Here is a 24,295-nt window from a genome sequence, read left to right on the forward strand (position 1 = left end):
AAACTTCTGAACGTAACTTTCGCAGACTAATCGCAGACTAATTTCTAGGTTGTGATCATGGCAGAGCGATCAATGCTCATCACGGACAAAGCTCTAGCGAAGCTTCCGTTTGCATCTGCTGGTCAATACAGGGTCAATGACACGGAGCTAAAGGGCTTCGTTGTCGTGATCGGGAGACGGACCAAGACCTTTGCTGCTCAAGCCTCTTTTTGGCGTAACGGCATGCGGGAATTTGCCACTCGAAAGAAGATTGGCGAAGCAGGCGATATGACCTCTCGCGATGCTCGCAGCAAGGCGAAGGAAATCCTGGCGAAGATTGCTCGTGGCGAGCGTCCTGACGACGAGAGTTCGATAAAGCGTGGCGCCTTATCGCTGCGCACCGCCTGGGAACGCTATCGCGAGGGGCACATGGTGCGCAAAGGGCGCAGCGCAGGAACGATCGAGAACTATCGCGACCACATGGATCGGCTGTTTGCAGATTGGCTCGACAAACCCCTGGCCCGGCTCGGCCGCCAACCGAATCTCGTTGTGGAGCGGCACGAGAAGATAACTAGAGAGCACGGGGCATATATTGCGAATGGCGCGATGCGCAGTTTACGAGCGGTCTACAACCACGCATGCAAAAGCCATCTCGATCTTCCAAGAGCAAATCCGGTAATTGCCGTGGACTGGAATAAAGAGCATCGACGTGAAACTGGGATGGGCGCAGGCCCATTGGCAGCATGGTTCGCTGAACTTTCTGGATTGAGTAACATTGTGCGCCGCGAATTTCACCTGCTAACGTTGCTGAGCGGCTCGCGGCCAACTGCTCTCAAGCACGTCCGGCCTGAACATGTCGATTTCCGGAGGCGGGTGCTCCACATCCCCAAACCCAAAGGCGGGGAAGAAAGGGCATTCGACATTCCATTGTCGCGACCAATGATACGCTGCATTATTCGGGCCCTCCGTATTGGCCGCGTTGCCTATCCAAACCAGGCTGAATCCTGGCTCTTCCCGGCCGATAGTACTTCAGGGCATTTGGTGGAGCACAAGGAAGACCGGCGCGACTTATCGAAGTGGGGCAACGAACTACGGCAAACGTATCGGACGCTTGCCCAATCAGCCGGGGTCTCCCAGCTGGATGTTCACCTTCTTATGAACCACTCACTACCAGGCGTGAACGCCGGATACATCACACGCGATGGATTACTTGGGGATCACCTGCGCAAGCAGCAGGAACGAATTTCAAAGATCATTATCGATGCGGCTTCAGGCAGCGATGATGGTGCAGACACAACTTGGTTTCGATGTTCGAAACTAGAGTTTGTCATTAGTAAACCGGCTTTCGCAAGGGCGGCTTGAATAGCGACACGCCTTTGAAATTCTCGAAGGGTGGTCTGCGAACCATCTTTCCTCACTCCACCAGTATTCTTCATCAAACGCTACATTTCTCTGGAATCTCTCAAGCTAAAGTGGGGCAATTGTCCTCGGAGGTAACGGGCAACATGGAGGATGAGATAGCCAATTTCATGCTCAAAGCGTCAAAGTTTGAGTTCTTTCTCGTAAACCGAGCAAATTCCCTTGCACTGACAAAGGAAGTCCGCGGACTCAAGGTTGTAGCTGGCGTCAATTGGACCCGCTTGGCGCAACTCGTGGAGAGAGACTTTCCATTTGCTTCATTCAACTTTTCCAAATCTGATTTTGCGATCTTCGTGGAGTCCGTGCCTCAGTATTTGGTCTTGAAGCCGGAAGGCGGCTTGAAATGGGATTGCGATAATCAACCTGTTGATTCCTGGGAACTCGTCCTCGCCCGCGGGTATGCGCAGCTTCGAAACAATATAGCTCATGGCAACAAACATCAGATTTCGGCGCCATTCACCTACGATCGAACCGCCAAGTTTATGACAGCGGGTCTCGCTCTCATGAACTTCATCGCGCACAAGATTTTTTCGGAATTCGATTGGGACACTCCTATATTTAGCTAGCGGCCAATATGCGTTTCCGCAGAGTCGGTTGGATGGCATTTGATCGCACTGCACCAAAACCTCCTTGAACTGCTTTTAAAGGTGATTTTGCCGACATGACATTGGTACTCGATATTCGAGTGATAGCGGCATCAGGCAGCGCAAAATGCCCATTTTAGACTTCAAGGAACTGGCGCCCTCCCGCGCCAAATCGCCAGCCGGTGAGAATTTCGAAGGGCTAATTCGCGAGCTTGGGAAAAGCCTTGGCCTCAATCCAGAATGGTCTGGTCGCGGCGCTGATCAAGGACGCGATCTGCTGTTCACGGAAAATAGAAAAGGTGTGCTTGGTACATACGAAATACGATGGCTCGTCAGTTGTAAGGATCTCGCCAATTCAGGCCGTTCGGTCACGGAGCAAGATGCTGGTTCTGTCACCGACAAGATGAAACAACACGAAGCCGGCGGTTACCTACTTGCGACGACGACAACCGCTAGCAGCGGCCTCAAAGCCATGCTCGACGCGCTCCATAAACGAGGAGAAATTGAAGCAGTCGTATGGGATCGGCACGAGCTGGAAAGCCTGCTTCTTCGCGAAGAAAATACCCATCTCGTCAAACGATATCTACCAACAAGCTACGCCGCGCTGGGGCGCCTGAGCAGCCTGCCACAAATACTGGACTCATTGCGAGCTCTGGTGCCCGTGCCGGTCTATAAAAAAATCACAACAGTTATAGGGACCTACAACGCAGACGAAACGTGGCTCACGGGGGAGTTGATTTGGCCGCATGATCATCAGAGCGCAGAGACGATAAATCGCGCTATTGAGGCATTACTCGAGAAAAACGACCCAGTCGAAGCAACGAATGTGTTGAGAAATGGCGAGATTGAATTTGATGCCTTCGAGGCCATGCTGACAACGTTGGTATCATTCAGGCCTGAACATGCACGTGCGCTTTGTTATGCTCAAATTAAGGTCGGGGATCCAAGCGGAAGGTCCCTGTTTTCTTATATGTTCTATGTCGACAACTATGAGCCGGCGAACGATGAGCAGGTTGCGTTGGCACTCCACCTGACAAGAGAGGACCTTCATCACCTCTATGCCCAGGAAATCAGCGTATTCATAAGCGAGGATTACACGGCGGACCCGGGGAAATATGAAGCTTGGAGCGATCTCGACTCGCTGTCATCACACACAACGATCAGTGACGTCTACACTGAGAGTGTTGAACTGACGCCCAATGCTAAGCAATGCGCAATTGAGTTCCACGCGACAATCACGATTGAAGTTGATTTGGAGTATGATGGAGAAACAGGACACTCGATGTCATTTCCCGGTCGCGCCTCGGGACACATAGATGCCAATGGCACTTATCTTCTAGCGGTCACCGCGGACACGAGCTCTTTCTATGAGTGAGGCACGCAGCTCAGGCCGGTTTTCGTTTTCTTTTAAATGGAAAGCCATAGAACCGCCTAGGGCTTCAAGCACATCAGCGCGCTCACATCTCCAGACAACCTCCCGTGACCAAATCCATAACGAATCTGAGCGGCAGTCAGATGAGAAAATGATAACCTACGAGAAGGATCTACGATTTCGCTTGGACAGCCAAATCTATCGACCCTCTTGCTCCGCCATCTTTAGAGCCTCACCGATATTCTTTGCCTTGTTCCGGTACGGGTCTGTCCTTTCCGCGATACTGTCAAAATCACGTTGTTCCTTGGATTGTCGGACTGGTCGGTTCGTCAATCGCTTGCGAACCTCATCGAGCTCATCGAAAGAAAGCTCGCCACGCCTTTTCTTATCCCAGCGCAACTTCCCGTTTTCATTGAGGTAAGGCACAGAAACGAGCTTTCCGATGCGATACTGGCCAAACAGATCGGGACCAAGGTTTACCGAGCGAGTTTTGGCACGACAGTTATTTCGGATCAGTGCCCGAAGGCCCAGATCATTGACGTATCCCTGAACCTTTTCCAGGCGCTCAGAATGAAGGGACAAGATCATGGCGATAACTTTGTCGACCGAGAAGCGTTGGTCGACAGGCGTATCTTCGATCAATCCCTCAAGAAAGGAATGAAATTTTTTTAGTTCTAAGTCACTCATATATCGAAATCCCAACGCCCCAAGCTGGTTTAAGCTAGTTCTTTTGTTGAGCAAAGACCAACAGCTTCCATCGAATAGGGGCAGGAGGATTATGCTGATGATGGTTTTGAGGCGGCAACGGATTCCCCTTGTTTGCCGCAATCTCATCTCCGCAGTTCTTGCAACGGTAGATACCCGAGTCAGCAGGGATCGTCCCTGGCGTGTACTCTACATCATAAGCGGGATGGTTCTTTTGGTGGAGATATTGTCCATACTTGTATTGAGCCATTACTCTCTCTCTTGAAAGCAATGCAGATAGGTTCTACTACCCGTTCGAAACAAGACAGAGATACTGACCTATCTAAGCTTTTTCTAAATTCTCTGAAACTGGTGGAATCCGATCGCGACGAGCGTCAGTTTTGCTAAATTCACAACTTTGCAACCTACACGAAATCGAATGTTTGAGCGGCAGGTGTCTGGCTTAAACCAGGTGGAAGCTGGGCGCGCGACCGCTAATGTCGTTCGTAGCGACCGATCTCGCCGCGCATGTCGAAGAGATCGCGGGCAACTCATCATTGGGTGGCAGCAGCAGACAAATCTCAGCGAAGGTGAGAGTGTCGCAGGCCGTAGGCCGGGCGCTGAATGCAGACCGCGCAGCACGAGCCGGCAATCAGCGACGGGTACTCCCCGAAGCCGGGAAAACTGTGTTCGAGCACGCAAAGTAAAATAGTTTATGAACCTTGTGTCCGGCATGATCACTTGTTGTAGAATGTGCGGTGATTTGCCAGTGGTTCGTCAAACAAAGGTGGGAGGCGCAGATGTCGGCGAAACAATTCATTGCACTCCTGAACTCCCACGCGGCTGGCGATGAAGATCAGTTCCTGGCAATCGCCCTCCAGGTTGCGGCGAAGGAAGCCCGTAGCGGCAATACCATCGATGCGGAGAAGCTGAAGCGCCTCGTGCAGCAGTTGCGCAATCGCGGTGAGGCACTGAAGCCTCAATCCGTCATCCCGCTGGCGCGTCCGCGCGGCGAGCTTCTGGAACTGGTCCAGAGCTCGTACCCCAAGATCGGGCTGGGCAGCATGGTTCTGGCTGACGGAGTACGCAAGCGACTCGAACGGTTGGTGCGGCAGCAGTCCGAGCGTGCGACGCTGCGCGACCATGGCCAGGTGCCTGCATCCCATATCCTTCTGGTTGGGCCACCCGGCACAGGCAAGACGATGACCGCCGCCGCTCTTGCGGGAGAACTTCACCTTCCCCTGTTCACGATTCGCCTGGACGCGCTGTTCAGCCGATATTTCGGCGAAACGGCGAGCAAGCTTCGGTTGCTGTTCGACCAGGTTGCAAAGACACGGGGCGTCTATCTACTGGACGAGTTTGATGCTGTCGGCTCCCACCGCAGCGACGCAAATGACGTTGGGGAAATTCGACGCGTGCTCAACTCGATCCTGACGTTCATGGAAGAGCCCAATGCCAGTGACAGCCTCGTCGTGGCCGCCACGAACCACCCTGAAATCCTGGATCGCGCCCTGGCTCGCCGCTTCGACGAGATCGTGGAGTACGATGTACCCGATTGCGACGCAGCAAAGGCGATATTGTCGCGCCGGCTTGGGCGGCTGAAGCTAACAGCGAGAGTGTGGACGGACGTGGAAGCGGCCACAAAAGGTCTCAGCCAAGCAGAGCTTGTCCGCGCTGCGGATACAGTTGTCAAAGATGCAATTCTAGAAGGCTCAAAGACCCTGTCGGCCGAGGCGCTCCGTTCGGCGCTCGACGATCGTCAGGTTTTTAAAGGACGCTTACACACAGGACGCTAGTGATTTGGAGAACTGATGGCGGGGGCCGACGATTTTTCAGCGCATGATCTGGCGCATATCCGGATCGATCCATTCCGTGTCAAAGCACAATATGAATTCCCAAATCGCGTGCAGGACCGCAAGCCTCGCAGGGATGACTATCCTGCTCACGCACAGTTGCTGATCCAGCAACTGGCGGCGGCACTCGGTGCGGTGCCGGACTTTGCAAATGACACTCGCCTCACGATCGCGGGTCAGAAACGAGGGACCATCGTCGAAATCGAAACGATGGAGCCAGCCGGCGAACGGCAAGGAGCGAGCAGGACTCCGGCTCTGGATTATCCCACGCAGGACATCGTGGTCCTTCGATCGGAGCGCCAGGAGGATCGCACCGAGAAGTCTGTTCTGTTCATCCCCGATGACGCCAGGGATTACTTTGCCGCTCGTATTGAGGCCTATGGCGCTGAGGATATTGGCAATAAGAAGCGACCTGATGTTCCGAAGTTCGAACCTATTGAGGTCATTCGTGCTGCAGAGGCACGCAACCTGTTCTTCGGAAATGTCAATTTTGCTGCTCCCGAAGGCCGATGGTGGGAACTTTGGGTCCGCGAACCTGCACTAACGAAACCGGGGGCTCGTACAAACGCTGTCAGCGCAGCGGCAACGGCAGCGGGCCTCGAGGTCCACCATGAGCGGCTTTCGTTTCCCGACGCCGAGGTCCTGTTCGTTCATGGGAACGCATCGCTCGTGGCCGGATTCCTTGCGCGCGTTCCCGGAGCTGTATGGGAAGTCCGCAAAGCGGAAGGCAGCGTCGAGCCTTTCCTGGAACTCGGTGGCGCCGGGTTGGGACAGCAGGACTGGGTGGCAGATCTCGCGGGCCGGGTGCAAGCGCCGCCGCAACATGCGCCAACGGTCTGCGTGATTGATTCCGGCGTATCCGCCATGCATCCGCTGATCGCGCCGGGCATTGCTGGCGCATGGTCGGTGGATGCCCATTGGGGAACCGACGATCACCATCCCCATGGCGGTCATGGCACCCCGATGGCAGGCATGGTTTTGCATGGCGACTTGTTTTGGCGCATGAACGACAATCAAGCGGTCGCTCTCACGCATTACGTCGAGTCTATTAAGTTTCTTCCGCCTCAGGGCTTTCCGAAGAACCGGCCGTCTGCCTACGGCGTCGTGACGCAGTCGGCAGTCTCCACTGCGGAACTGGAGCGGCCAAATGTCTCCCGCAGTTTCTGCGTTGCATCCTCCACCACTTTGTTCCCATCCGAAGCGCCTTCCACCTGGAGCGGGGCGCTCGATCAGATTAGTTCAGGTTCGATGCCGGCAGAGCAGGACCGAGACGTCAAAGCAAAAGACCATCCGAAGCGCCTGCTTCTGGTCGCAGGCGGCAACGTGATCGGCGGGCCGCGCGCCGTCGTTGAACAGCATCACCAGATCGAGGATCCTGCTCAGAGCTGGAACGCGCTTACCATTGGCGGATTTACCACGAAATTTGAACTTGTCGGCAATTCGACGCCTCTGGCTGCAGCCAACGACAAGAGCCCTTTCAGCACCGGCTCTCAAGACATGCCGGGAGACCTGACGCCTCTCAAGCCCGAGGTGTTGTTCGAGGCCGGCAACATGATGGTCGACCCTGCCGGTCACTGTGACTGGCATCCGGCGGTATCGCTCCTGGGGGCAGGTTCAGACGTGAACGGCGAACCCCTGGTTCCGTTCTGGGCCACGAGTGCTGCTACCGCGATGGCCGGCAACTTTGTCGGGCGCCTCAAAGCAGCCTTACCCGATCTTTGGCCAGAAACATACCGCGCACTTGTCGTGCAGTCGGCTGAATGGCCCGGTCCCATCCGACGGAAACTGATCGGGAAAGGGGCCCATTGGAAGACAGGAAACAAAGGCGACAAACAGCGGCTGCTGCGCGATGTCGGCTTTGGCGTCCCCAATCTGACTCGTGCAATAGCGTCTGCACGCAATGACGCGTTTTTTATCGCCGAGGCGGAAATTCAGCCTTTCGCGATCGGGAAGGCAGGCACGCCGGTCTTCAACGAGATGCACTTCTACGATTTGCCCTGGCCCCGCACCACTTTGCAGGCCCTTGAGAATTCCATCGTGGTGATGAAGGTCACACTATCCTACTTCGTGGAGCCAAACCTTTCCGGCCGCGCCGCGACACGGCCTGACACGTATCGTTCGTTCGGCCTGCGTTTCGAACTCAAGAAGCGCCTGGAAACCGACGATGAATTCCGCACCCGGCTAAGCTACCCCGAAGAACCGGCTCATGCCGAGGATCTCATCCAGGCCGCAGGCAAGAACCAAGATGCGCAAATCGCTGAGACAAGTCACTGGCTCCTGGGACCCAAAGCCGTCCAAGCCGGCTCACTGCATTGCGATCTCTGGCGGGGCTACGCGGTAGAGCTTGCCAGCCACGACCACATTGCCATCTTTCCGGTATCCGGCTGGTGGAAGTCGCACACCGGGCAGAAGAGGATGACGGACAAGGCCCGCTATGCGTTGTCGATTTCTATCACGGCCGAAGGACAGAACGTCGATCTCTATGCCGAGGTTGCCGCCGAGGTTGCAGCATATCTGGCTGCACAGGCGGCGGTCGATGTAGAGGCCGTTCCCTAGTCATGCAGCCCTATATCGGCTGAGTCGTATTGGTGCTCGGAAGCCCCGCATTCGAGGCACACCTCACCGCCATGGTTCTCGCTGTATGTCCAGCCGCAGGCCCAGCCGCAACTGGGGCAGAACTCGTGGTGGTCGAGGTCACCCCAAAGCCACGGGCTGGCGTATTCTGGGATCGCGTCCCTGTCGTATGAGACGATTTCGAAAGCGTCCTGACCCACCGAAATATAGGCAGTCGGGGAAAAAAGCTTCAGGGCTGAGATCACATCCTCCGGCGACAAGGAAAACCATTCCCGCGCATCGCGCTTGTCTTCGAACAATCGATGCAATTGATGTTCGATGGCCCGGTCTCTGGCGATCGAGGCGGTTTTAATATGCCCCATCAGGGCGATGTCACGTGGGTTTCCGGTCTGCAGGTTGGCTATCCGGCGTTCAAGCGCCTTCGAGCGTCCGATCTTGACGTGGAATTCGCCCGCAAGGCTGTTGTCGAGCTCGGTAAGAAAATAGACGGCCATCGATACCCTCTCTGGAGTGACGACCCTGTTCGGTGTGGTTTGGGACCCTCTTCCAGCCTGGTTTAGGGTGCCCCCCATCGACCGGCGCACCCGCGTAGTCGGTCTTGCTGAGAACATCGCGCACTCTTTGTGAAGAACAACGGGGCCAGCGGTAACGCCAACCAATTCTATCTCTCACCATGGCTTGCCGGTTGTTTCTTCCGGAACAGCCCGCGGAATCGTTCACTCGGATTGCTCGCGAGCCCATACGAAGGATCAACGCCGTTAACTGCGAGCCCTCAATCGGATACCGTTCTCGGGCAGAAACTCGATCCCAGCATTTTCCAACGTACGTCTCACGGCTGTGAGGTTGTTTGAGATCGGAATCCGCGCTCCACGCTCAAAATCGGCAATTGTCTGTCGCGCAACATTGGCGGCCTGCGCGAGTTCGTCTTGGCTCCAGCCAAGCATAGCCCGAGCCCCGCGACATTGCTCTATTGTCAAGGTTTCTTTCAAGTTCCGACAATCCGATTGACGTCAATCAATTTGTATAAGAGTATGCTGTCCAATACGGTCGAGCTGAGCGCAGGCACGCCCACCTCGACCTGACCACGCCTAAGCTAGTGCGAGCTCGGATCATGGCTGATTCCGACAATACCACGACTTTGTCTCTCGTCACCCGAAGGAAGGCACTTGGGGAGATGGCAATTGTTATGTCGGGATGTGAGCCAGCAGCTTTTTTGCGCAAGAAAATGAAGGCACAGCAATCCAGCGATCCTGCGGTGGAGGTCTGGTGCAAATGGAAGGTCGCTTACGAAGAGACTGACCGGCTATGCCGCCAGCAGCAGCGGCTTGAACGCACACTCGTTGAGACAGTTGGATTTCCTTGCGTGACAATCCAATTGTCCAATGGGGAATGTGTAACGGTGCATTCACCCAAGGCGCTTCGCGACCTGCTCGATCCCGATCCAGAACTTGCGGCAATGTATGCGACAGCTGAGACCGATCTTGCTGCTCATCAAGCTCGCTGGGACGCAGCCGACAAGGAGATTGGCTACTCGGCAGCGTTGGACGCGGAAAGTGAGGCTGGGGGCAGGGTAGAGGATATGCTCAACCTCTTGGCCGAAACTCCTGCCGCTTCCCTTGCCGGCGTGGCAGCCAAGCTTGATGTCGTGTTGAGGCAAGGGCAGCCATCCGAAGATGATGACGAGTTTCCCTGGCCACAACTCCGTTCGGTTTTCGAGGATATCGATCGGATCGGGAAGCTGTCGGAGCCAGATTGAAGACCGCAGGGGGCGTGCAGTGTCGCAACTCCTTGGCGAGCGTCATCGGACCTATCGCGACGAGTCTCAACCTCGGGGGAAATGATGGATGCAGCATCGAAAAGCCGCGTTGGATTCCAGACCGGTCCCGGCGCGGGCAAAGCCCAAGGCCGAAAGCACTCCCCATCCCGTCGATCAGCATGTTGGCAAGCAGCTCGCCACGGTTCGTGTCCAGTCGGACGTCTCGCAAGCTCAGCTTGCTCGCTCCATCGGCATCAGCTTTCAGCAGTTGCAGAAGTATGAGAACGCCAGGAACCGTGTCAGCGCATCCATGCTCTATGAGATCGGCAAATCGTTGGGTGTCCCTGTCAGCCGTTTCTTCGAAGGACTGCCGGGAAACGACAAGGTCAGCGGAGAAGCTCCGCCCTTACCTATCGATGAGCGTTTGGCCTTCATTGCCAGTGCGGAAGGCCGCCGCCTGATCGAGAGGCTGATGCAGCTTCCTCCACGCGTGCGCAGACGCGTGTCGTCACTGATCGCTGCGCTGGGAGAAGAGCTGACTACTTCGGGTGCAGACACAGATGACGACAATTTAAGCGATGGTCAGCAGACCTAGGTCTTATCCTGGCATCAGCACACCGAGCCCGCTCTGCCCCTCGGCAACAACAAGTAGGACACCGCAAAAATGAGGCCCGCTCGCAAGTAGCGGGGCCTCATTAAACGGCATGGCCCAAACGCGCAGCGGTCAATCAGGTTTTCGGCAGACGGCAGTTTGTCAACTTTGGCAACGTGTGAAAAAGTCCACGTTTTCAAAGACTTGGTCTTGGATCGCACATTGCGGTCGAACAATGCACCGTGCGTTGAGTGCCAAAAAGATCAAAAGAAACAACAGCCCAACCGAAGCGCACTGTGCGCCCTTTTATCTTGCCATCATCCGGTTGCGGCTACTGACACTCCCGATCATACGCCATAGTACGCTGGGATGTTATCCGGTACAAAATCAGTCGAGAGGTAGAACTGTCCAATTCTGACGTCCCTGGGACGTAAGTATGTCAACCATGCTGGCAATCACTCGTTGCTTGGGATCGAAATCCGCCACGAAATCAATGCCGAAGATTCGCATGCCGACGGCCAGATAGGCAGTGTCCGTTCCGTGATATGGCGGCCCGAAGTGATGCTCACGACCGCTGGAGCCACCGAGCAGCACAGTGCTGAATTCTCCACGGCCTTTGCGCACGAATTTCTTCACTGCGGCCATTTCGGCGGTGCTTGCAATTGCAGGCCCGAGCCAGAAAACGGCATTCTCGAAAGCAACCTTGTAGAGAGCTCTGACAAATTTAGGATCGTCGCCGAACCGCTGAGAGAATGTGAGAGTTGCTTGATTACCAACCACCTCAAATGACACATCCTCAAGATCCTTCGTCACCGGGACAGGCTTGAGGGTCTTGCCGAGCGCTTCATAGTTGCCCGGTCCGCCGTTGATATGTAACTCCGAGCCGCGTTCAGTGTACCGGCCAAGAACGAAGCTCCAATTGTCGAGAGACGGACGCTTTCCGCGCTTCCGAGGAACGTTTCCCAAGAAGGTTATCAGTTCGAACTGGCGCAGCAGAGTTAGGTCCAGGTGGCCGAACCCGTTGTTGCATTTGCGGCAGACGTCGCGGTCTAGGACAAAGCCCGGTGGGCAGCCCAAGGCTTGAGGGAGAATATGCTCCAATGACGGAATGAATGCCGATTTGCTGCACCAGATACATGGGGCAAGGTCAAACGCCTGGCGTCGCCAACGGACGGTTGTTTCTCTCATCAATTCCTCAAAATGCGCAGACTTGGCGCGAAACTGCGCGTGGGATTGAAGTGGCCAGAGTTTCGCTCAATACACAAACCAGGTTCCAAACCGCCATTCAAAGGAACCCTTACAGGAAGATAAAATCGACCAGAAACCTCGCTCTAAATACACGTTGCGAGCAGATAGATGTCCATCCTTGTATCGCACGATGCTGCTTTCAACCTTGACTTCCCTTTCTTGTGAAAGACGCTCTGACACGCTCTCCCGATACTGCGGTGTTGTGATAGCTTCAGCATGGGGGAGGTATACATGGCTTGGGAATTCGCTGAGATACCTGAAGTGGTCATCGACCATGTACGCACCATCTTCGCCGCCGCGAATGACAGGGTGTCGAGAACTATAGACAGCCATCCGTCGATCCATGAGGAAGCGCTCGATCAGCTGCTGATCATGGAACTGACAGCAACACCGCCAGTATTTTTTGCTGAGCAGCAAATAGGTTTGGCAATCGAGTCGCATTGGCTTGGCGGCCGCTGGATGTGGCGTCGATGGGAAATCGCAGATATCGCCTTCTTTGTGATCTTGCGTCGGAGAGGGCATCTCCAGATGCGCAAGGTGGTTCTTCTCCAGACGAAACGGCTCTATTCGCGGGAGGTGAGCGTTAACGAACTGGAACCTGAGGACTATGAAATAGGCATTGGGCGGCTTGCCGATCGTACTGACCCGATCTTGCCGCTCAGCAAGCGTAGGCAATTTACCTTCGACGGCGACTGCGTATATGGCGCAATGCGTGCCGGCCACCACCAGATCAACGCTATAGACAGCTATGCCGAAGAGAGGGGTATCCCGGTCTATTACGGCCTCTACAACCCGACCTCGCTCCCGTTTTCGGCGCAATACCCGGCTCTGGTAGGAACAGTCGCGACAGCCGACAACCTTGTTGGCTGTCGCGTCCTTTCCTCTGACTTTGTCCACGACGTCATAGGTAATCTCGCGGTTGGACAGGCACCCACTGTAAACAGCCTTCTGAAAACTCTACTCCGTTCCGACGACGCTAACGCGTTCCGCGGTTGGAGATTGGAAAACTTCGTCGCCGATGAAGTCCTCCGATGCCGGCAAGGCCGGTTGTTCGAAGACGCCACGGACCCCAATCTGAGGGCACTGCTTTATTCCCGTTCCGCTCCGATCATGGCTGCGATCACTATGACGATTGATCTCGGAACGGAGGGATAATCGAGAGCATGCCACAGCGTTGGGACAACTGCGGTCTTTGCGGCGAGTATAGACTAACGACGCGGGAGCATGTGGTTCCACGCTCGCTTTATCCAGCATCCAAGGCAAATAGCAGGTTCCAGAGAATTACCATTCCCGCCTGCGCATCCTGCAACAACGGGACATCAGATGACGATGCGCATTTTCGCAATGTCGTTCTGGTTGCAGGCGACACCAATCCCGTCGTTTCCGAAATCTGGAGCGGCCCGGTTGCGCGCGCCTTCAAACAGGTCGATGGACGACGGCGTGCGTATGATCTGTTCAAGATAATGAGACCCGCACCAGATGCAGGTCCCGGTCGGTACCGCATCTATCCTGCAGACGACGATCGCGTTGTGTTCATCGCGCGAAAGATAATTCGCGGCCTTTCACGGCACCATCAACTCAAATACCCGGTAGCCGACGGCGAGGTGTTTGCTGATGTAATGCGCTATCCGATACCGGAGGAAATCATCGGAAGCATGGAGCATCACAACGCGGAGCCGGATATTCTCGAATATGGATGGCTGCGCCTGACCGAGACGGCCGGAATGTCGTCCGTTTGGCTCTTACGATTTTACCAGCGTACGTCATTTGTCGGATTTGTGTTTCAAGATGAAGCCAGCCGGCGACAGCATCTTGAATGAAAGTGCCCGAGCCGGTTCTACCAATCGCCGACATAGATCTAGCTATGCCGACACCGCGGCAAATTTCATCCTCAAGGTAAGCGAATGGATGAGCACAGCAAGGCAAGAAAGGTCTACGGAACGGAACAGGCCCGACTTGTTTATGGGCAACGGCTCGACGGCACACTCGCTCATATCCGCGAGGTGCTTCGCGGTTTGGCATGCGGGTGCGTTTGCCCCGCATGTAGAGGCCGACTGGTTGCCCGGCTGAAAGACGACCACCAGGTTCCGCATTTTGCGCATCACAGCGGCGAGGCATGTGGCGGTGGCCCTGAGACAGCTCTTCATCTGCTGGCAAAGGAAGTTTTCCGCGACAGTCCGAAAATGTTTGTTCCAGAACGCATCGGGTTAGATGAGCAAAAGCAAGTGGTCACCAAGCCGACCCAGGAGATCCAAACGGAGTTCCTCAGGTTGGAATATACCGACCTGAAGAAAATCGTGCCGGACCTCTATGTCCGCGCCTTTGACCGTGATCTCTTTATTGAGGTGGCGGTTACTCACTTTTGTGACGCTGAAAAAGTCCAGAAGCTCCGGATGCAGCAGATCCTCGCCCTGGAAATTGACTTATCGCGCCTACCACGAGACTCAACTCGGGAGGATATTGCAGATGCGGTTCTGCGAACCGCACCGCGTCAGTGGCTATTTCACCCTGGTATCGATGCAGCACACGCGAAGCTCAAGCAGGAAGCCGACGACAGGCAAAAGCAGGAAAACAGGCGACTCGCTGATGCAGTAAAAAGGCGCAAACCTCGAGTCAATGAACTGGTGAGTGCTTATGCTGCCGCGTTGATGCAAGCGACAGAAGCGAAGGAAAGTGCGCCGCGCTACGACGATCTCGCGGCGATTGGACTTGCTGACCACATCGGGGTCAACGTGGATGGTTTCGGATGCTTTGCGGTGTCGCCTGCCAGTTGGCAGGCAACAATCTTGGGCGAAATTTTTCACGACAATTGCCTTGGGACCAGCGTCCTTCAAGCCGTCCCGATCACCGGGCATTTGGAAAAACGCAAGCTAATCAGACCGCCGTTCCACCATATCTCTCGTGAAATTGCAGATGATGTCTCCGCCATCGAACCGCGTTTTGCCCCTCCCTGGAAAGCCGTCGATCACTATCTGAAGCACCTGATAGGTAGCGGCATTCTGGTTCGACGCGGACGCAGCCTGTTTCTTGCCTCGGCATTCGCTGATCAATGGGATGCAAGAGCGCAGGCCGAGGCCCGGCGAGTAGCCGATCTCCAAGCCGCCGTTGAAGCTGTGGACCGTATACTCGGCGCTCTTCCACAAGATGAGCGCGGGGTGACTTCAAGCGAGACCTGGTTGCAATCGATTGCTACGGAATCAGGCTGGAGCTATCGGGATTGTTTCGCTTCTGACGGCGAGTCAAAAAAAATATTGCAAGGAATTGAAGAAATCACTGCCATGATGGATGGGCGGGGCCCCCTTCCGAGGGACACGATGGGCCTACCGCTGGCGGCTCAGATGGAGCGCCGTAAGATTCAGATGGCGGAGCAGGCCGAAGAGCATCGCAGGAATCAACTCCTGGAGGCCCGCCGCCGTGCTCATGACCGAGGCGACCGGCTTTGCAGGGCTGCCGAGAAGGAGCTGAACGGTCCAGATCTAGTCACTTTCCTGCATTCGAAAGTTGCTGGCGAGGACGACAGGACGCCGCTTGAAATTGCTCAGGCGGATGACCAAGGCCTGTACAAGGCCTTTGAAGCACTCGAAGCGTTTGGCAGACGACGCCGGGCGGAGGCAGCTGCTACAGAAACCCGAAATCACTATCAGGCCAAGATCACGGCTGACGCTAGACAATTCCTCTCCGAAGAAAATGCCCAAGCCTTTCTGAACGGTCGGGACGACGATCTGGGACGAATGAACCCTCTGTCATTCGTCAAAGATGAAAGTACCTACCGCAAGGCGTGCGCGAAGCTGAAGGAATGGGAACGAGAGTTCGGACCGCTTTAGCTAGATACCCAAGGATCATCGTAGCAACTTGCCTGAGAGATACCCTTGATCGAAAATTCAGAAGATGAAACCCCACCGCTGGGCCTTTCTCGAGAGATATGGCAGGCGATGCTCGCTGACGTTCGCAAACAGGAGGCGGCAAACAAGAAGCGCTCGGAAACGATGAAACTCCGCGCTGCTGCCAAAAAGGCTGAACAGCTTTTGCACCCACCAAGGAGCGTAAAAGAGGCTTGGCGCCGCCACGCGGACAATTGCCCGCATTTCCCGATGTCACCGGAAGCGAAGGCATGGTTTAGGGAAAACCGGTCGTTTGAGTTCGACGGCACCCGATGGAGGCGGGAAGTGAACCGACAACTGTCTAACTCTGGAAAAACGAGGCCGATAAGAAGCATCATTTACTACGCTGAAGACGGTCGGACAATTATTGAACAGGACGAGGGTCCGAATCGACGTAGCGATCCGGAGCGCGACTACGGACTTCCGGATTGAATACTGCGGCTATCCAAAGGCTCTGAATTTTAGCTCGTGTCCGGGACGAGCGCCCAGAAGGACGATATGCATCCTACCAAAAAGGAGCCTTCCACTTCCGTTCCGCAGACTAAATCGCAGATTAATCCGCAGTGTTAGTCTGCGTATTGGAGCTAAGTAATTGAAAAGATGGCGCGCCCGAAGAGATTCGAACTCCTGACCCCCAGATTCGTAGTCTGGTGCTCTATCCAGCTGAGCTACGGGCGCGCAACAGGCTTTGCCTGACAGCATTCACGGCCTGCGTTTGGCGCCAGCCGCGATGCGAGGTGTTCCCTAACGACTCAAATTCCGAAAAGCAAGCGATCAATGCAAAAGTTTTGCCGTCGTTGTGAAAGGCGGCTCGCGGGCTCCGTCAGGCCGAGCGCCTCAGACCGCGGCGGGCACGGTCGAGACTGACGGGCTGGTCGGGGATGCTCACGGAAAAGACCGTGCGGCCGCCGATGCTTTCGACAAGCTCGAGCTTGCCGCCATGGGCACGCACCAGTTCGTGCGCGATGGCCAGGCCAAGGCCAGTGCCGCCGCTGCGCGCCGAACCGCGGAAAGCCAGGAACAGGTTTTCCCGCGCCTTCGCGGGCAGGCCGGGGCCGGTGTCCATGACCAGGATCTGGCTGATGCCGCCGGTCCGGTCCGCCGATATGACCAGACGCCGCACCACGGCGCCTTCGGTGTCGGCGGCCATGGCCTGCACGGCATTGCGCGACAGGTTGGTCAGGACACGGAACAGCTGTTCGGAATCGGCATCGACTTCGAAAGCGGCGTCGACGCCATTCTCGAAATCGATGCCGTCGCCCATGTCGAGCAGCCCGTGCACCTCGTCGACCAGCTGGCGCAGGCGCAACATGCGCCGGGCCGGCGGCGCCTCCTGCGCACGGCCATAGGCCAGCACGCCTTCAGTGTAGGAAACGGCTCGGTCCAGCGACTTCAGCAGCTTCGGTGCAAAGGCCTGGACGCTGGCATCCTTCACCTGAAGCAGGCGATCGGACAGGAGTTGCGCCGACGCCAGCACGTTGCGCATGTCGTGGTTGATCTTCGACACGGCGAGGCCGAGGTCGGCGAGGTGTCGCTGTTCGGCGAGCATTTTCTGCAGCCGCCCCTGCATCTGCGCCAGTTCGCGCTCGGCGACGCCAATTTCGTCGTCGCGGTTGGCCGGGCACACAATCCGCCCCGGATCGTCCGGCGCTTCAGAGAAAGACAGCATCGAGCGTGTCATCGCCCGCACCGGTCGGATCATGATGCGATCGACGGCGACATAGACGAGCATCGCGGAAAAGACCGAAATCAAAAGTCCGATCAGGGCGATGTTACGTGAAAAGGACAGCATGGCCGCGCGCAGCCGGTAATCCGGCATGATCAGCTCGAATTCGCGGCCCTGCTCGCCGACCGGCCCGAAGATGCGCAGCGTGCGGTCTCCGCCCCAGAACAGGGTCTCAAGCGCATCCGACAGCTGTGTGAACATGCCGGTATTGGCGATGTCGATATGCTCGTCGACCTTGGGCGGCATGGCCGCGACCGCCAAAAGACGGGATGCATCACCGTCGCGCACCGCGATCGCCTTTGCGCCAAGTGCCATCAGAAGGTCGTCCTGGGCGGTGCGGGACAGCGCGCCCGGGTCACCTTCCACCAGAACCACGGACACGGCCGCCGCCGTGTTGAGACGTTCTCGCAGCCAGCGCGTCCGGTAATCGGCGATCGAGGGCAGGAAGATCAGCACTTCGGCAAGAAGCACGAAAACGATGGTCAGCAGGATCAGCTTGGCCGACAGGCCACGCGCCAGCGGCACGACCCTGGCCAGGGCGCCGGCCGCAGGCCTGGCAGCCTCCGTGTTCTCAATCGTGGAAGGTTCGACGCTCATTCACCCGGTGCCGCCATGCCTTCCCATGCAAACTAGGCAATTGTGACGGAATTTCCAGCTATAAGGCGCGATGGGCGATTGCCAGCGAATCTTTGCCGCCCGAGTCGGATTGACTTCCAAAACCCTTCTACCTATAAGCCCCGCTCACGCTCGGGCCCCAGAACCCGGCGCGGTTTCGATCGCGCCAAACAGGGCTCAGCCAACAAGCTCCTGTTACACAGTGACAGACACAAGAAGGGCCGCACCCCGCGGTATTTAAACAAATGAAGCGTACCTACCAACCCTCCAAGCTCGTTCGCAAGCGCCGGCATGGCTTCCGTGCCCGCATGGCTACCAAGGGTGGCCGCGGCGTCGTCGCTGCTCGCCGCAACCGCGGTCGCAAGCGGCTGTCCGCCTAAGCGGACGCCACGGCCGTTGCCCTCGACCCGGCCAATGGGACAGGCACCCAAACGGCTTCTGAAACGCACGGATTTCCTAACCGTCCGGCGCGGCGAAAAGCGGCGCGGGCGGTTTTTCCTCGTTGAGGTGCTGAACCGCGGCGACAGCGAAGCGCCGCGGGTCGGATTCACGGTCACCAAAAAGGTCGGCAACGCCGTCGTGCGCAACCGGGTCCGCCGGCGGCTGAAAGAAGCCGTGCGCACTTATGCCGCCGCTGACATGGAAAGCGGCCATGACTATGTCATCGTGGGGCGCGAGGATGTACTCACCGCGCCTTTCGGTGAGCTGAAAGCCGAGCTTTCCCGCCGTATCCACGCAAAACGCTAGCGCGACAGGCCAAGGTCTCGATGGAAAACAACCGCAATTTCTTCATCACCATCGCCTTGTCGGTGCTGATCCTGACGCTGTGGCAGGTGTTCTACATGAACCCCCGCGTCGAAACCCAGCGCGAGACGGCACGTATCGAGGCCGAGCGCCAGGCCAAGACGGCACCGGCGGCGGGAGCGACGGGCACGCAGACGCCAGCCCAGCCGGGCGCGGTGCCAAGCCTGCCCGGCACGGACGGCGCGACCCCGGCCGGACGCGAACAGGCGCTTGCCGCCACCAGCCGCATCAAGATCGATACGCCCAGCCTCGAAGGGTCGATCAACCTCACCGGCGCGCGTCTCGACGACCTCAAGCTGAAGCGCTACCGGCTGACCGTCGACAACAATTCGCCGGAGATCGAGCTGCTCAACCCGTCGGCGCTGCCGAACGGCTACTATGCCGAACTCGGTTTCGTCGGCAACGAAGCGACCGGCAAGGTGCCGAGCCCGGATACGGTCTGGACGGTCGAGGGCAATGCCACGCTGACGCCGACGACGCCGGTGACGCTCGCCTACACCAATGACAAGGGCCTGACCTTCAAGCGGACCATCTCGGTCGACGCGAACTACATGTTCAAGGTTTCGGACACCGTGCAGAATTCCGGTGCGGCGGCTGTCACCCTGTCCAACTATGGCCGCGTCACCCGCTTCGACAAGCCGAGCACGCCGTCGATCTATGTGCTGCACGAAGGCCTGATCGGCGTGACCGGCGAGGAAGGCCTGCAGGAGCACAAATACGCGTCCGTCGAAAAGGACAAGCAGTATGTGCCCGCCAAGTCGACCAATGGCTGGCTCGGCATCACCGACAAATACTGGGCGGTGACGCTGGTTCCGACCGAAAAGCAGCCGTTCCAGCCGCGCTTCGCCTATTTCGACGACGGCAGGCCGCGCTACCAGTCCGACTTCCTGACCGACCCGATCACCGTCGAGGCCGGCCAGTCGGCCACGGTGGAATCGCTGGTCTTTGCCGGCGCCAAGGAAGTGTCGAAGATCAATGCCTATGAGAAGGATCTCGACATCCGCCGCTTCGATCTCCTGATCGACTGGGGCTGGTTCTCCTTCATCACCAAGCCGATGTTCTGGCTGATCGACACGCTCTACAAATTCTTCGGCAATTTCGGCCTGGCGATCCTCGCCACCACCGTCATCGTCAAGGCAATCTTCTTCCCGCTCGCCAACAAGTCGTACAAGTCGATGGCGAACATGAAGAAGGTGCAGCCCAAGATGCTGGAAATCCGCGAGAAATACGCGGACGACAAGATGAAGCAGCAACAGGCGATGATGGAGCTGTACAAGACCGAGAAGATCAATCCGATCGCCGGCTGCTGGCCGGTGCTGATCCAGATCCCGGTGTTCTTCGCGCTCTACAAGGTGCTCTACGTCACCATCGAAATGCGGCACGCGCCGTTCTTCGGCTGGATCCACGACCTGGCGGCACCCGATCCGACGTCGCTGCTCAACCTGTTCGGCCTGTTGCCTTTCGCCACGCCCGCCATGCTGCATATCGGCATCTGGCCGCTGCTGATGGGCGTGACCATGTTCCTGCAGATGCGCATGAACCCGGCGCCGCCGGATCCGACCCAGGCCGCGATCTTCAACTGGATGCCGGTGATCTTCACCTTCATGATGGCGGGCTTCCCGGCCGGCCTGGTGATCTACTGGGCGTGGAACAACCTTCTGTCGATCCTGCAGCAGGGCGCGATCATGAAACGCCAGGGTGCCAAGATCGAGCTGTGGGACAATCTGGCGGGTCTCTTCAAGAAGAAACCGACGCCCGCGGAGTAGCGCGCCAAGCTATCCCTTTGGAAAAAGGCCCTGGCACAGCCGGGGCCTTTTGCTATTGGCGAAAGGATTGGGCTATCTTTCAATTCCGCCGCAATCTCGCCGGAGATCACAATGAACGGCCCTAATCCCAACACCAAGCATCCGACGCTGCATCACAATCGGGTCGGCTTCCTGAAGCCGATCGTCCACGCTCCCAACATCGAGATCGGCGACTATACCTATTACGACGATCCGGGTGGGCCTGAGAGTTTCGTCCAGACCTGCGTGCTGCACCATCACCCGTTCATCGGCGACAAGCTGATCATCGGCAAGTTCTGCGCCATCTCTGAAGGCGCCCGTTTCATCATGAACGGCGCCAACCATGTCATGGGCGGCTTTTCGACCTATCCGTTCAACATCTTCAGCCACGGCTGGGAAAAAGGGTTCGACGTCGCGACCTGGAAAGCCGAACTGCGTGGCGACACGGTGATCGGCAACGACGTCTGGATCGGCATGAACACCGCGATCATGCCCGGCGTGAAGATCGGCGACGGCGCGATCATCGCCGCCAAGTCGGTGGTGACGCGTGATGTGCCGCCCTATGCGATCGCCGCCGGCAACAGCGCCAAGGTGGTGAAGATGCGTTTCGACGACGAAACCATCACGCGGCTGCGGCAGATCGCCTGGTGGAACTGGCCGGCCGACAAGATCACCCGCAACCTCGATGCCATCCGCGGCGCCGACATCGACCGGCTCGAGGCATCGACGTGACCGCAGAAACGATACCCGTGGTCGGCGAGGACATCTTCACGCGGCCATGGATCTTCATCCGCGGCGTGCCGGCGATGAAGTTCCTGCCGCCGGAGGGTCCTCCGGAGATCGCCTTTGCCGGCCGTTCCAATGTCGGGAAGTCGTCGCTGATCAACGTGCTGGTCGGCCAGAAGGGGCTGGCACGTACATCCAACACGCCTGGACGCACGCAGGAGCTCAATTATTTCGTGCCCGACGGGTTTTCCGGCGAGGGCGCCGACCTGCCGCCCTTGGCGCTGGTCGACATGCCGGGCTATGGCTACGCCCAGGCGCCGAAGGAGCAGGTCGACCAGTGGACGAAGCTTGTCTTCGACTATCTGAAGGGCCGGGTCACGCTGAAGCGCGTCTATGTGCTGATCGATGCCAGGCATGGCATCAAGAAGAACGACGAGGACGTGCTGACGCTGCTCGACAAGGCCGCCGTCTCCTACCAGATCGTGCTGACCAAGACGGACAAGATCAAGGCCGCCGGCGTGCCGCGCCTGATCGAGGAGACTTTGCTGAAGATCAAGAAACGGCCGGCTGCGTTCCCAGGCGTGCTGGCAACGTCATCCGAGAAGGTCGACGGCCTCGATGAACTGCGCGCGGCGATCGTGCTGGTGGCCAATGGCGGCTAAGACCGCCATTCACTCGACAGGTCTTGCCCTGTCCTGAGCCACGAATGTTTCGGTACCGTAGGCTTTCAGGAACACGTCGACACCCGCGCGCACCACATACCTGATTTCATGATCGGCCGGTGACTGGCGGCGGTACCCGTACAGGCGCTGCCTGAGCAGGCCGGCCATGCAGAGTTCGGACAACTGGTAGGCGGCAAGATCGACGTCGGGTATCTCAAGCAGGCCCTTGGCGATCGCCCGCTCGAGGAACGCCTCGACCTTGGCATGACCCTGCTTGGGTCCCTTCTCGTAGAAGCGCAGGCCGAGTTCCGGAATGCGCTCGGCGACACCGATGACGGTGCGCTGCGCCATCACCACCTTGTCCGAGGTGATCTTGTAGGAAAGAGCCATACCGAAGTCTTCGAGGACATCCCGCAGATTGTCCTCGCGGTCGAGCACCTCATAGAGATTCTGGAAGATCTTGCAGCGTTCTTCCTCGACCAGTGCCTCGAACAACTCTTCCTTGTTGTCGAAGTAGACGTAGATCGTGCCCTTCGAAACGCCGGCTTCGCGGGTGACATCGTTCATCGACGCCGCGTCAAATCCCTTGTCCATGAAGACGCGCCGGGCACCCTCCATGATCTGGTCGCGCTTGACCGGATCCTGGCCGGCGGCGGGCCGGCCGCGCCCCAAGGTCTCCTCGGCTCTGTCCGGTTTCGCTTCGGTTTCTACGAGGATGTCGCTCATTTCCCTGTACGCGTAAAATAATTCGAACCGATCGGTTCGATGCCTCTTGATATGGGCCTGTTCTTACGTTAAGTCAACATCGAACCGAACGGTTCAGTTCGCAAAATCACAAGAGCGTTGCCATGTCGAACTCTTCTACCCCGACCACCGCCGAAGTGCATCCGTTTCCAAATGCCAAGGCGCCGTCCGCCGAGGCCCCAAGCGCGCCGGTCGAGAGTGCCGCCGCGGCACCGGCACCGGCAAAGAAGAAACGCTCGGTGCGTTCGCTGCTGCTGCCCATCATTGGACTGGGCCTGGTCGGCACCGGCCTCTGGTACGGTTACGGCTATTGGACCGACGGCCGTTTCATGATCTCGACGGACGATGCCTATGTGCAGGCCGACATGGCCTTCGTGTCGCCGAAGGTCTCCGGCTACATCGACGAGATCAAGGTCGAGAACAACCAGCAAGTGAAGGCTGGTGACCCGCTGTTCATTGTCGATTCCGGCGACTACCGCATCGCCGTCGACCAGGCTGCAGCCCAGATCGCAACGCTGGACAAGACGCTGGCGCGCATCGACGCGCAGATCACCGCCGCCCATGCCTCCCTGCAGCAGGCCGAGGCGCAGAAGAATTCTGCGCAGGCAGCCGCCGACAATGCCCAGCGCACCCAGGGACGCACGGCACAACTGCTGAAGACGCATGTCGCCACGCAGGCACAACTGGACGATGCGCAGACCGCGGTCGACCAGACCCGTGCCTCGCTCGCCAGCGCCGATGCGCAGATCGCCGCGGCGAAGGCCAATATCGGCGTGCTCGAAGCACAGCGCGCGGAATCGGCCAGCACGCAGGCATCGCTGCGCCTGACCAAGGACAAGGCCGAGCGCGACCTCGGCTTCACCGTGCTGCGGGCTCCCTATGATGGCGTCGTCGGCAACCGCTCGGTCGAAAAGGGCAATCTCGTCAGCCCGGGCCAGAAGCTGGCCGCGATCGTGCCGATGAACAAGCTCTATATCGTCGCCAACTTCAAGGAAACACAGCTTGCCCGCCTCGTGCCGGGTGAGACGGTGCGCATCGCGGTCGATGCCCTGCACAACGAAACGTTCGAGGGAACCGTCTCCTCGCTGGCGCCGGCCTCCGGCGCGGTGTTCTCGATGCTGCCGCCGGAAAACGCCACCGGCAACTTCACCAAGGTGGTGCAACGCGTGCCGGTGCGCATCGATGTGTCGCCCGAAGCCCTCGCGACGGGCAGGCTGCGCGCGGGTCTGAGCGTCATCGTCGACGTCGACAGCCGCACCGCACCGTCAGCAACGACCAAATAGCGGGAAGCG

The 24,295-nt window shown here is 57.7% G+C and carries 23 protein-coding genes and 1 tRNA gene; 17 read left to right on the plus strand and 7 right to left on the minus strand.

What is annotated here, in order from left to right; translation table 11 throughout:
* Positions 1-72: 72 nt before the first annotated feature.
* The 3 genes from ACFWYE_RS24065 to ACFWYE_RS24075 all read left to right on the plus strand — a co-directional run bounded on the left by ACFWYE_RS24065 (position 73) and on the right by ACFWYE_RS24075 (position 3,357).
* A complete protein-coding gene (locus tag ACFWYE_RS24065; protein WP_379114788.1) occupies positions 73-1,341 on the plus strand; it encodes an integrase arm-type DNA-binding domain-containing protein in 1,269 nt (422 codons plus the stop codon).
* Positions 1,338-1,964: a hypothetical protein gene (locus tag ACFWYE_RS24070; protein WP_379114789.1), complete on the plus strand. Its 627-nt coding sequence runs from the start codon at positions 1,338-1,340 to the stop codon at positions 1,962-1,964. The genes ACFWYE_RS24065 and ACFWYE_RS24070 overlap by 4 nt, the downstream gene beginning before the upstream one ends.
* A gap of 145 nt (positions 1,965-2,109) precedes the next feature.
* On the plus strand, positions 2,110-3,357 hold the full coding sequence (locus ACFWYE_RS24075; protein WP_379114790.1) for a restriction endonuclease: 1,248 nt from the start codon (positions 2,110-2,112) through the stop codon (positions 3,355-3,357).
* Between the two features lie 195 nt (positions 3,358-3,552).
* On the opposite strand, the gene ACFWYE_RS24080 is transcribed toward ACFWYE_RS24075, so the two are convergent.
* Entirely contained in the window at positions 3,553-4,041 is a 489-nt protein-coding gene (locus ACFWYE_RS24080) for a hypothetical protein (RefSeq protein ID WP_379114791.1), read from the minus strand.
* Positions 4,042-4,838: 797 nt separating this feature from the next.
* Between ACFWYE_RS24080 and ACFWYE_RS24085 the strand changes: the two genes are divergently transcribed.
* On the plus strand, positions 4,839-5,834 hold the full coding sequence (locus ACFWYE_RS24085) for an AAA family ATPase (protein ID WP_379114792.1): 996 nt from the start codon (positions 4,839-4,841) through the stop codon (positions 5,832-5,834).
* Positions 5,835-5,849: 15 nt separating this feature from the next.
* Positions 5,850-8,447: a S8 family serine peptidase gene (locus ACFWYE_RS24090; RefSeq protein WP_379114793.1), complete on the plus strand. Its 2,598-nt coding sequence runs from the start codon at positions 5,850-5,852 to the stop codon at positions 8,445-8,447.
* Here ACFWYE_RS24090 and ACFWYE_RS24095 read toward each other — a convergent pair.
* Positions 8,444-8,959: a GIY-YIG nuclease family protein gene (locus ACFWYE_RS24095; protein ID WP_379114795.1), complete on the minus strand. Its 516-nt coding sequence runs from the start codon at positions 8,957-8,959 to the stop codon at positions 8,444-8,446. The genes ACFWYE_RS24090 and ACFWYE_RS24095 overlap by 4 nt on opposite strands.
* Before the next feature lie 264 nt (positions 8,960-9,223).
* Positions 9,224-9,409, minus strand: coding sequence for a helix-turn-helix transcriptional regulator (locus ACFWYE_RS24100; protein WP_379114906.1), 186 nt, complete (start codon positions 9,407-9,409; stop codon positions 9,224-9,226).
* Between the two features lie 167 nt (positions 9,410-9,576).
* Here ACFWYE_RS24100 and ACFWYE_RS24105 point away from each other — a divergent pair, with 167 nt between their 5' ends.
* Both ACFWYE_RS24105 and ACFWYE_RS24110 read left to right on the plus strand, forming a co-directional pair.
* On the plus strand, positions 9,577-10,221 hold the full coding sequence (locus ACFWYE_RS24105) for a hypothetical protein (protein ID WP_379114796.1): 645 nt from the start codon (positions 9,577-9,579) through the stop codon (positions 10,219-10,221).
* Positions 10,222-10,309: 88 nt separating this feature from the next.
* Positions 10,310-10,816: a helix-turn-helix domain-containing protein gene (locus tag ACFWYE_RS24110; protein ID WP_379114797.1), complete on the plus strand. Its 507-nt coding sequence runs from the start codon at positions 10,310-10,312 to the stop codon at positions 10,814-10,816.
* A gap of 384 nt (positions 10,817-11,200) precedes the next feature.
* Here the strand turns inward: ACFWYE_RS24110 and ACFWYE_RS24115 are convergent, their stop codons facing one another.
* Positions 11,201-12,001 carry a hypothetical protein gene (locus ACFWYE_RS24115; RefSeq protein ID WP_379114798.1) on the minus strand — a complete coding sequence of 267 codons (801 nt, stop codon included), beginning with the start codon at positions 11,999-12,001 and terminating at the stop codon, positions 11,201-11,203.
* Between the two features lie 291 nt (positions 12,002-12,292).
* Between ACFWYE_RS24115 and ACFWYE_RS24120 the strand changes: the two genes are divergently transcribed.
* From ACFWYE_RS24120 to ACFWYE_RS24135, 4 genes are all read left to right on the plus strand, one after another.
* Positions 12,293-13,216 (plus strand): hypothetical protein, encoded by a 924-nt coding sequence (locus ACFWYE_RS24120; protein WP_379114799.1) that lies wholly within the window; start codon positions 12,293-12,295, stop codon positions 13,214-13,216.
* An 8-nt stretch (positions 13,217-13,224) separates the two neighbouring features.
* Positions 13,225-13,881 (plus strand): hypothetical protein, encoded by a 657-nt coding sequence (locus ACFWYE_RS24125; protein WP_379114800.1) that lies wholly within the window; start codon positions 13,225-13,227, stop codon positions 13,879-13,881.
* An 84-nt stretch (positions 13,882-13,965) separates the two neighbouring features.
* Entirely contained in the window at positions 13,966-15,885 is a 1,920-nt protein-coding gene (locus tag ACFWYE_RS24130; protein ID WP_379114801.1) for a competence protein CoiA family protein, read from the plus strand.
* Between the two features lie 45 nt (positions 15,886-15,930).
* Positions 15,931-16,374 carry a hypothetical protein gene (locus tag ACFWYE_RS24135; protein ID WP_379114802.1) on the plus strand — a complete coding sequence of 148 codons (444 nt, stop codon included), beginning with the start codon at positions 15,931-15,933 and terminating at the stop codon, positions 16,372-16,374.
* Positions 16,375-16,543: 169 nt separating this feature from the next.
* Here the strand turns inward: ACFWYE_RS24135 and ACFWYE_RS24140 are convergent.
* Both ACFWYE_RS24140 and ACFWYE_RS24145 read right to left on the minus strand, forming a co-directional pair.
* Positions 16,544-16,620 (minus strand) — tRNA-Arg (locus ACFWYE_RS24140).
* 145 nt (positions 16,621-16,765) lie between these two features.
* Positions 16,766-18,265, minus strand: coding sequence for an ATP-binding protein (locus ACFWYE_RS24145; protein WP_379064906.1), 1,500 nt, complete (start codon positions 18,263-18,265; stop codon positions 16,766-16,768).
* 263 nt (positions 18,266-18,528) lie between these two features.
* On the opposite strand from ACFWYE_RS24145, the gene rpmH reads away from it, so the two are divergent.
* The 5 genes from rpmH (at position 18,529) to yihA (ending at position 22,259) form a co-directional block, all read left to right on the plus strand.
* Entirely contained in the window at positions 18,529-18,663 is a 135-nt protein-coding gene (gene rpmH, locus ACFWYE_RS24150) for a 50S ribosomal protein L34 (RefSeq protein ID WP_008833937.1), read from the plus strand.
* 34 nt (positions 18,664-18,697) lie between these two features.
* Positions 18,698-19,030 (plus strand): ribonuclease P protein component, encoded by a 333-nt coding sequence (gene rnpA / locus ACFWYE_RS24155; protein WP_239368940.1) that lies wholly within the window; start codon positions 18,698-18,700, stop codon positions 19,028-19,030.
* A gap of 20 nt (positions 19,031-19,050) precedes the next feature.
* On the plus strand, positions 19,051-20,853 hold the full coding sequence (yidC, locus tag ACFWYE_RS24160; protein WP_379114804.1) for a membrane protein insertase YidC: 1,803 nt from the start codon (positions 19,051-19,053) through the stop codon (positions 20,851-20,853).
* Between the two features lie 111 nt (positions 20,854-20,964).
* Positions 20,965-21,603 carry a CatB-related O-acetyltransferase gene (locus ACFWYE_RS24165; RefSeq protein ID WP_379114805.1) on the plus strand — a complete coding sequence of 213 codons (639 nt, stop codon included), beginning with the start codon at positions 20,965-20,967 and terminating at the stop codon, positions 21,601-21,603.
* Positions 21,600-22,259: a ribosome biogenesis GTP-binding protein YihA/YsxC gene (gene yihA / locus ACFWYE_RS24170; RefSeq protein ID WP_379114806.1), complete on the plus strand. Its 660-nt coding sequence runs from the start codon at positions 21,600-21,602 to the stop codon at positions 22,257-22,259. The genes ACFWYE_RS24165 and yihA overlap by 4 nt, the downstream gene beginning before the upstream one ends.
* A 9-nt stretch (positions 22,260-22,268) precedes the next feature.
* On the opposite strand, the gene ACFWYE_RS24175 is transcribed toward yihA, so the two are convergent.
* Positions 22,269-22,985 (minus strand): TetR/AcrR family transcriptional regulator, encoded by a 717-nt coding sequence (locus ACFWYE_RS24175; protein WP_379114807.1) that lies wholly within the window; start codon positions 22,983-22,985, stop codon positions 22,269-22,271.
* A gap of 122 nt (positions 22,986-23,107) precedes the next feature.
* Between ACFWYE_RS24175 and ACFWYE_RS24180 the strand changes: the two genes are divergently transcribed.
* A complete protein-coding gene (locus ACFWYE_RS24180; protein ID WP_379114808.1) occupies positions 23,108-24,286 on the plus strand; it encodes an HlyD family secretion protein in 1,179 nt (392 codons plus the stop codon).
* Positions 24,287-24,295 lie beyond the last annotated feature (9 nt).

It is taken from the genome of Mesorhizobium sp. NPDC059025 (genome assembly GCF_042739655.1).
Lineage (GTDB): Bacteria > Pseudomonadota > Alphaproteobacteria > Rhizobiales > Rhizobiaceae > Mesorhizobium.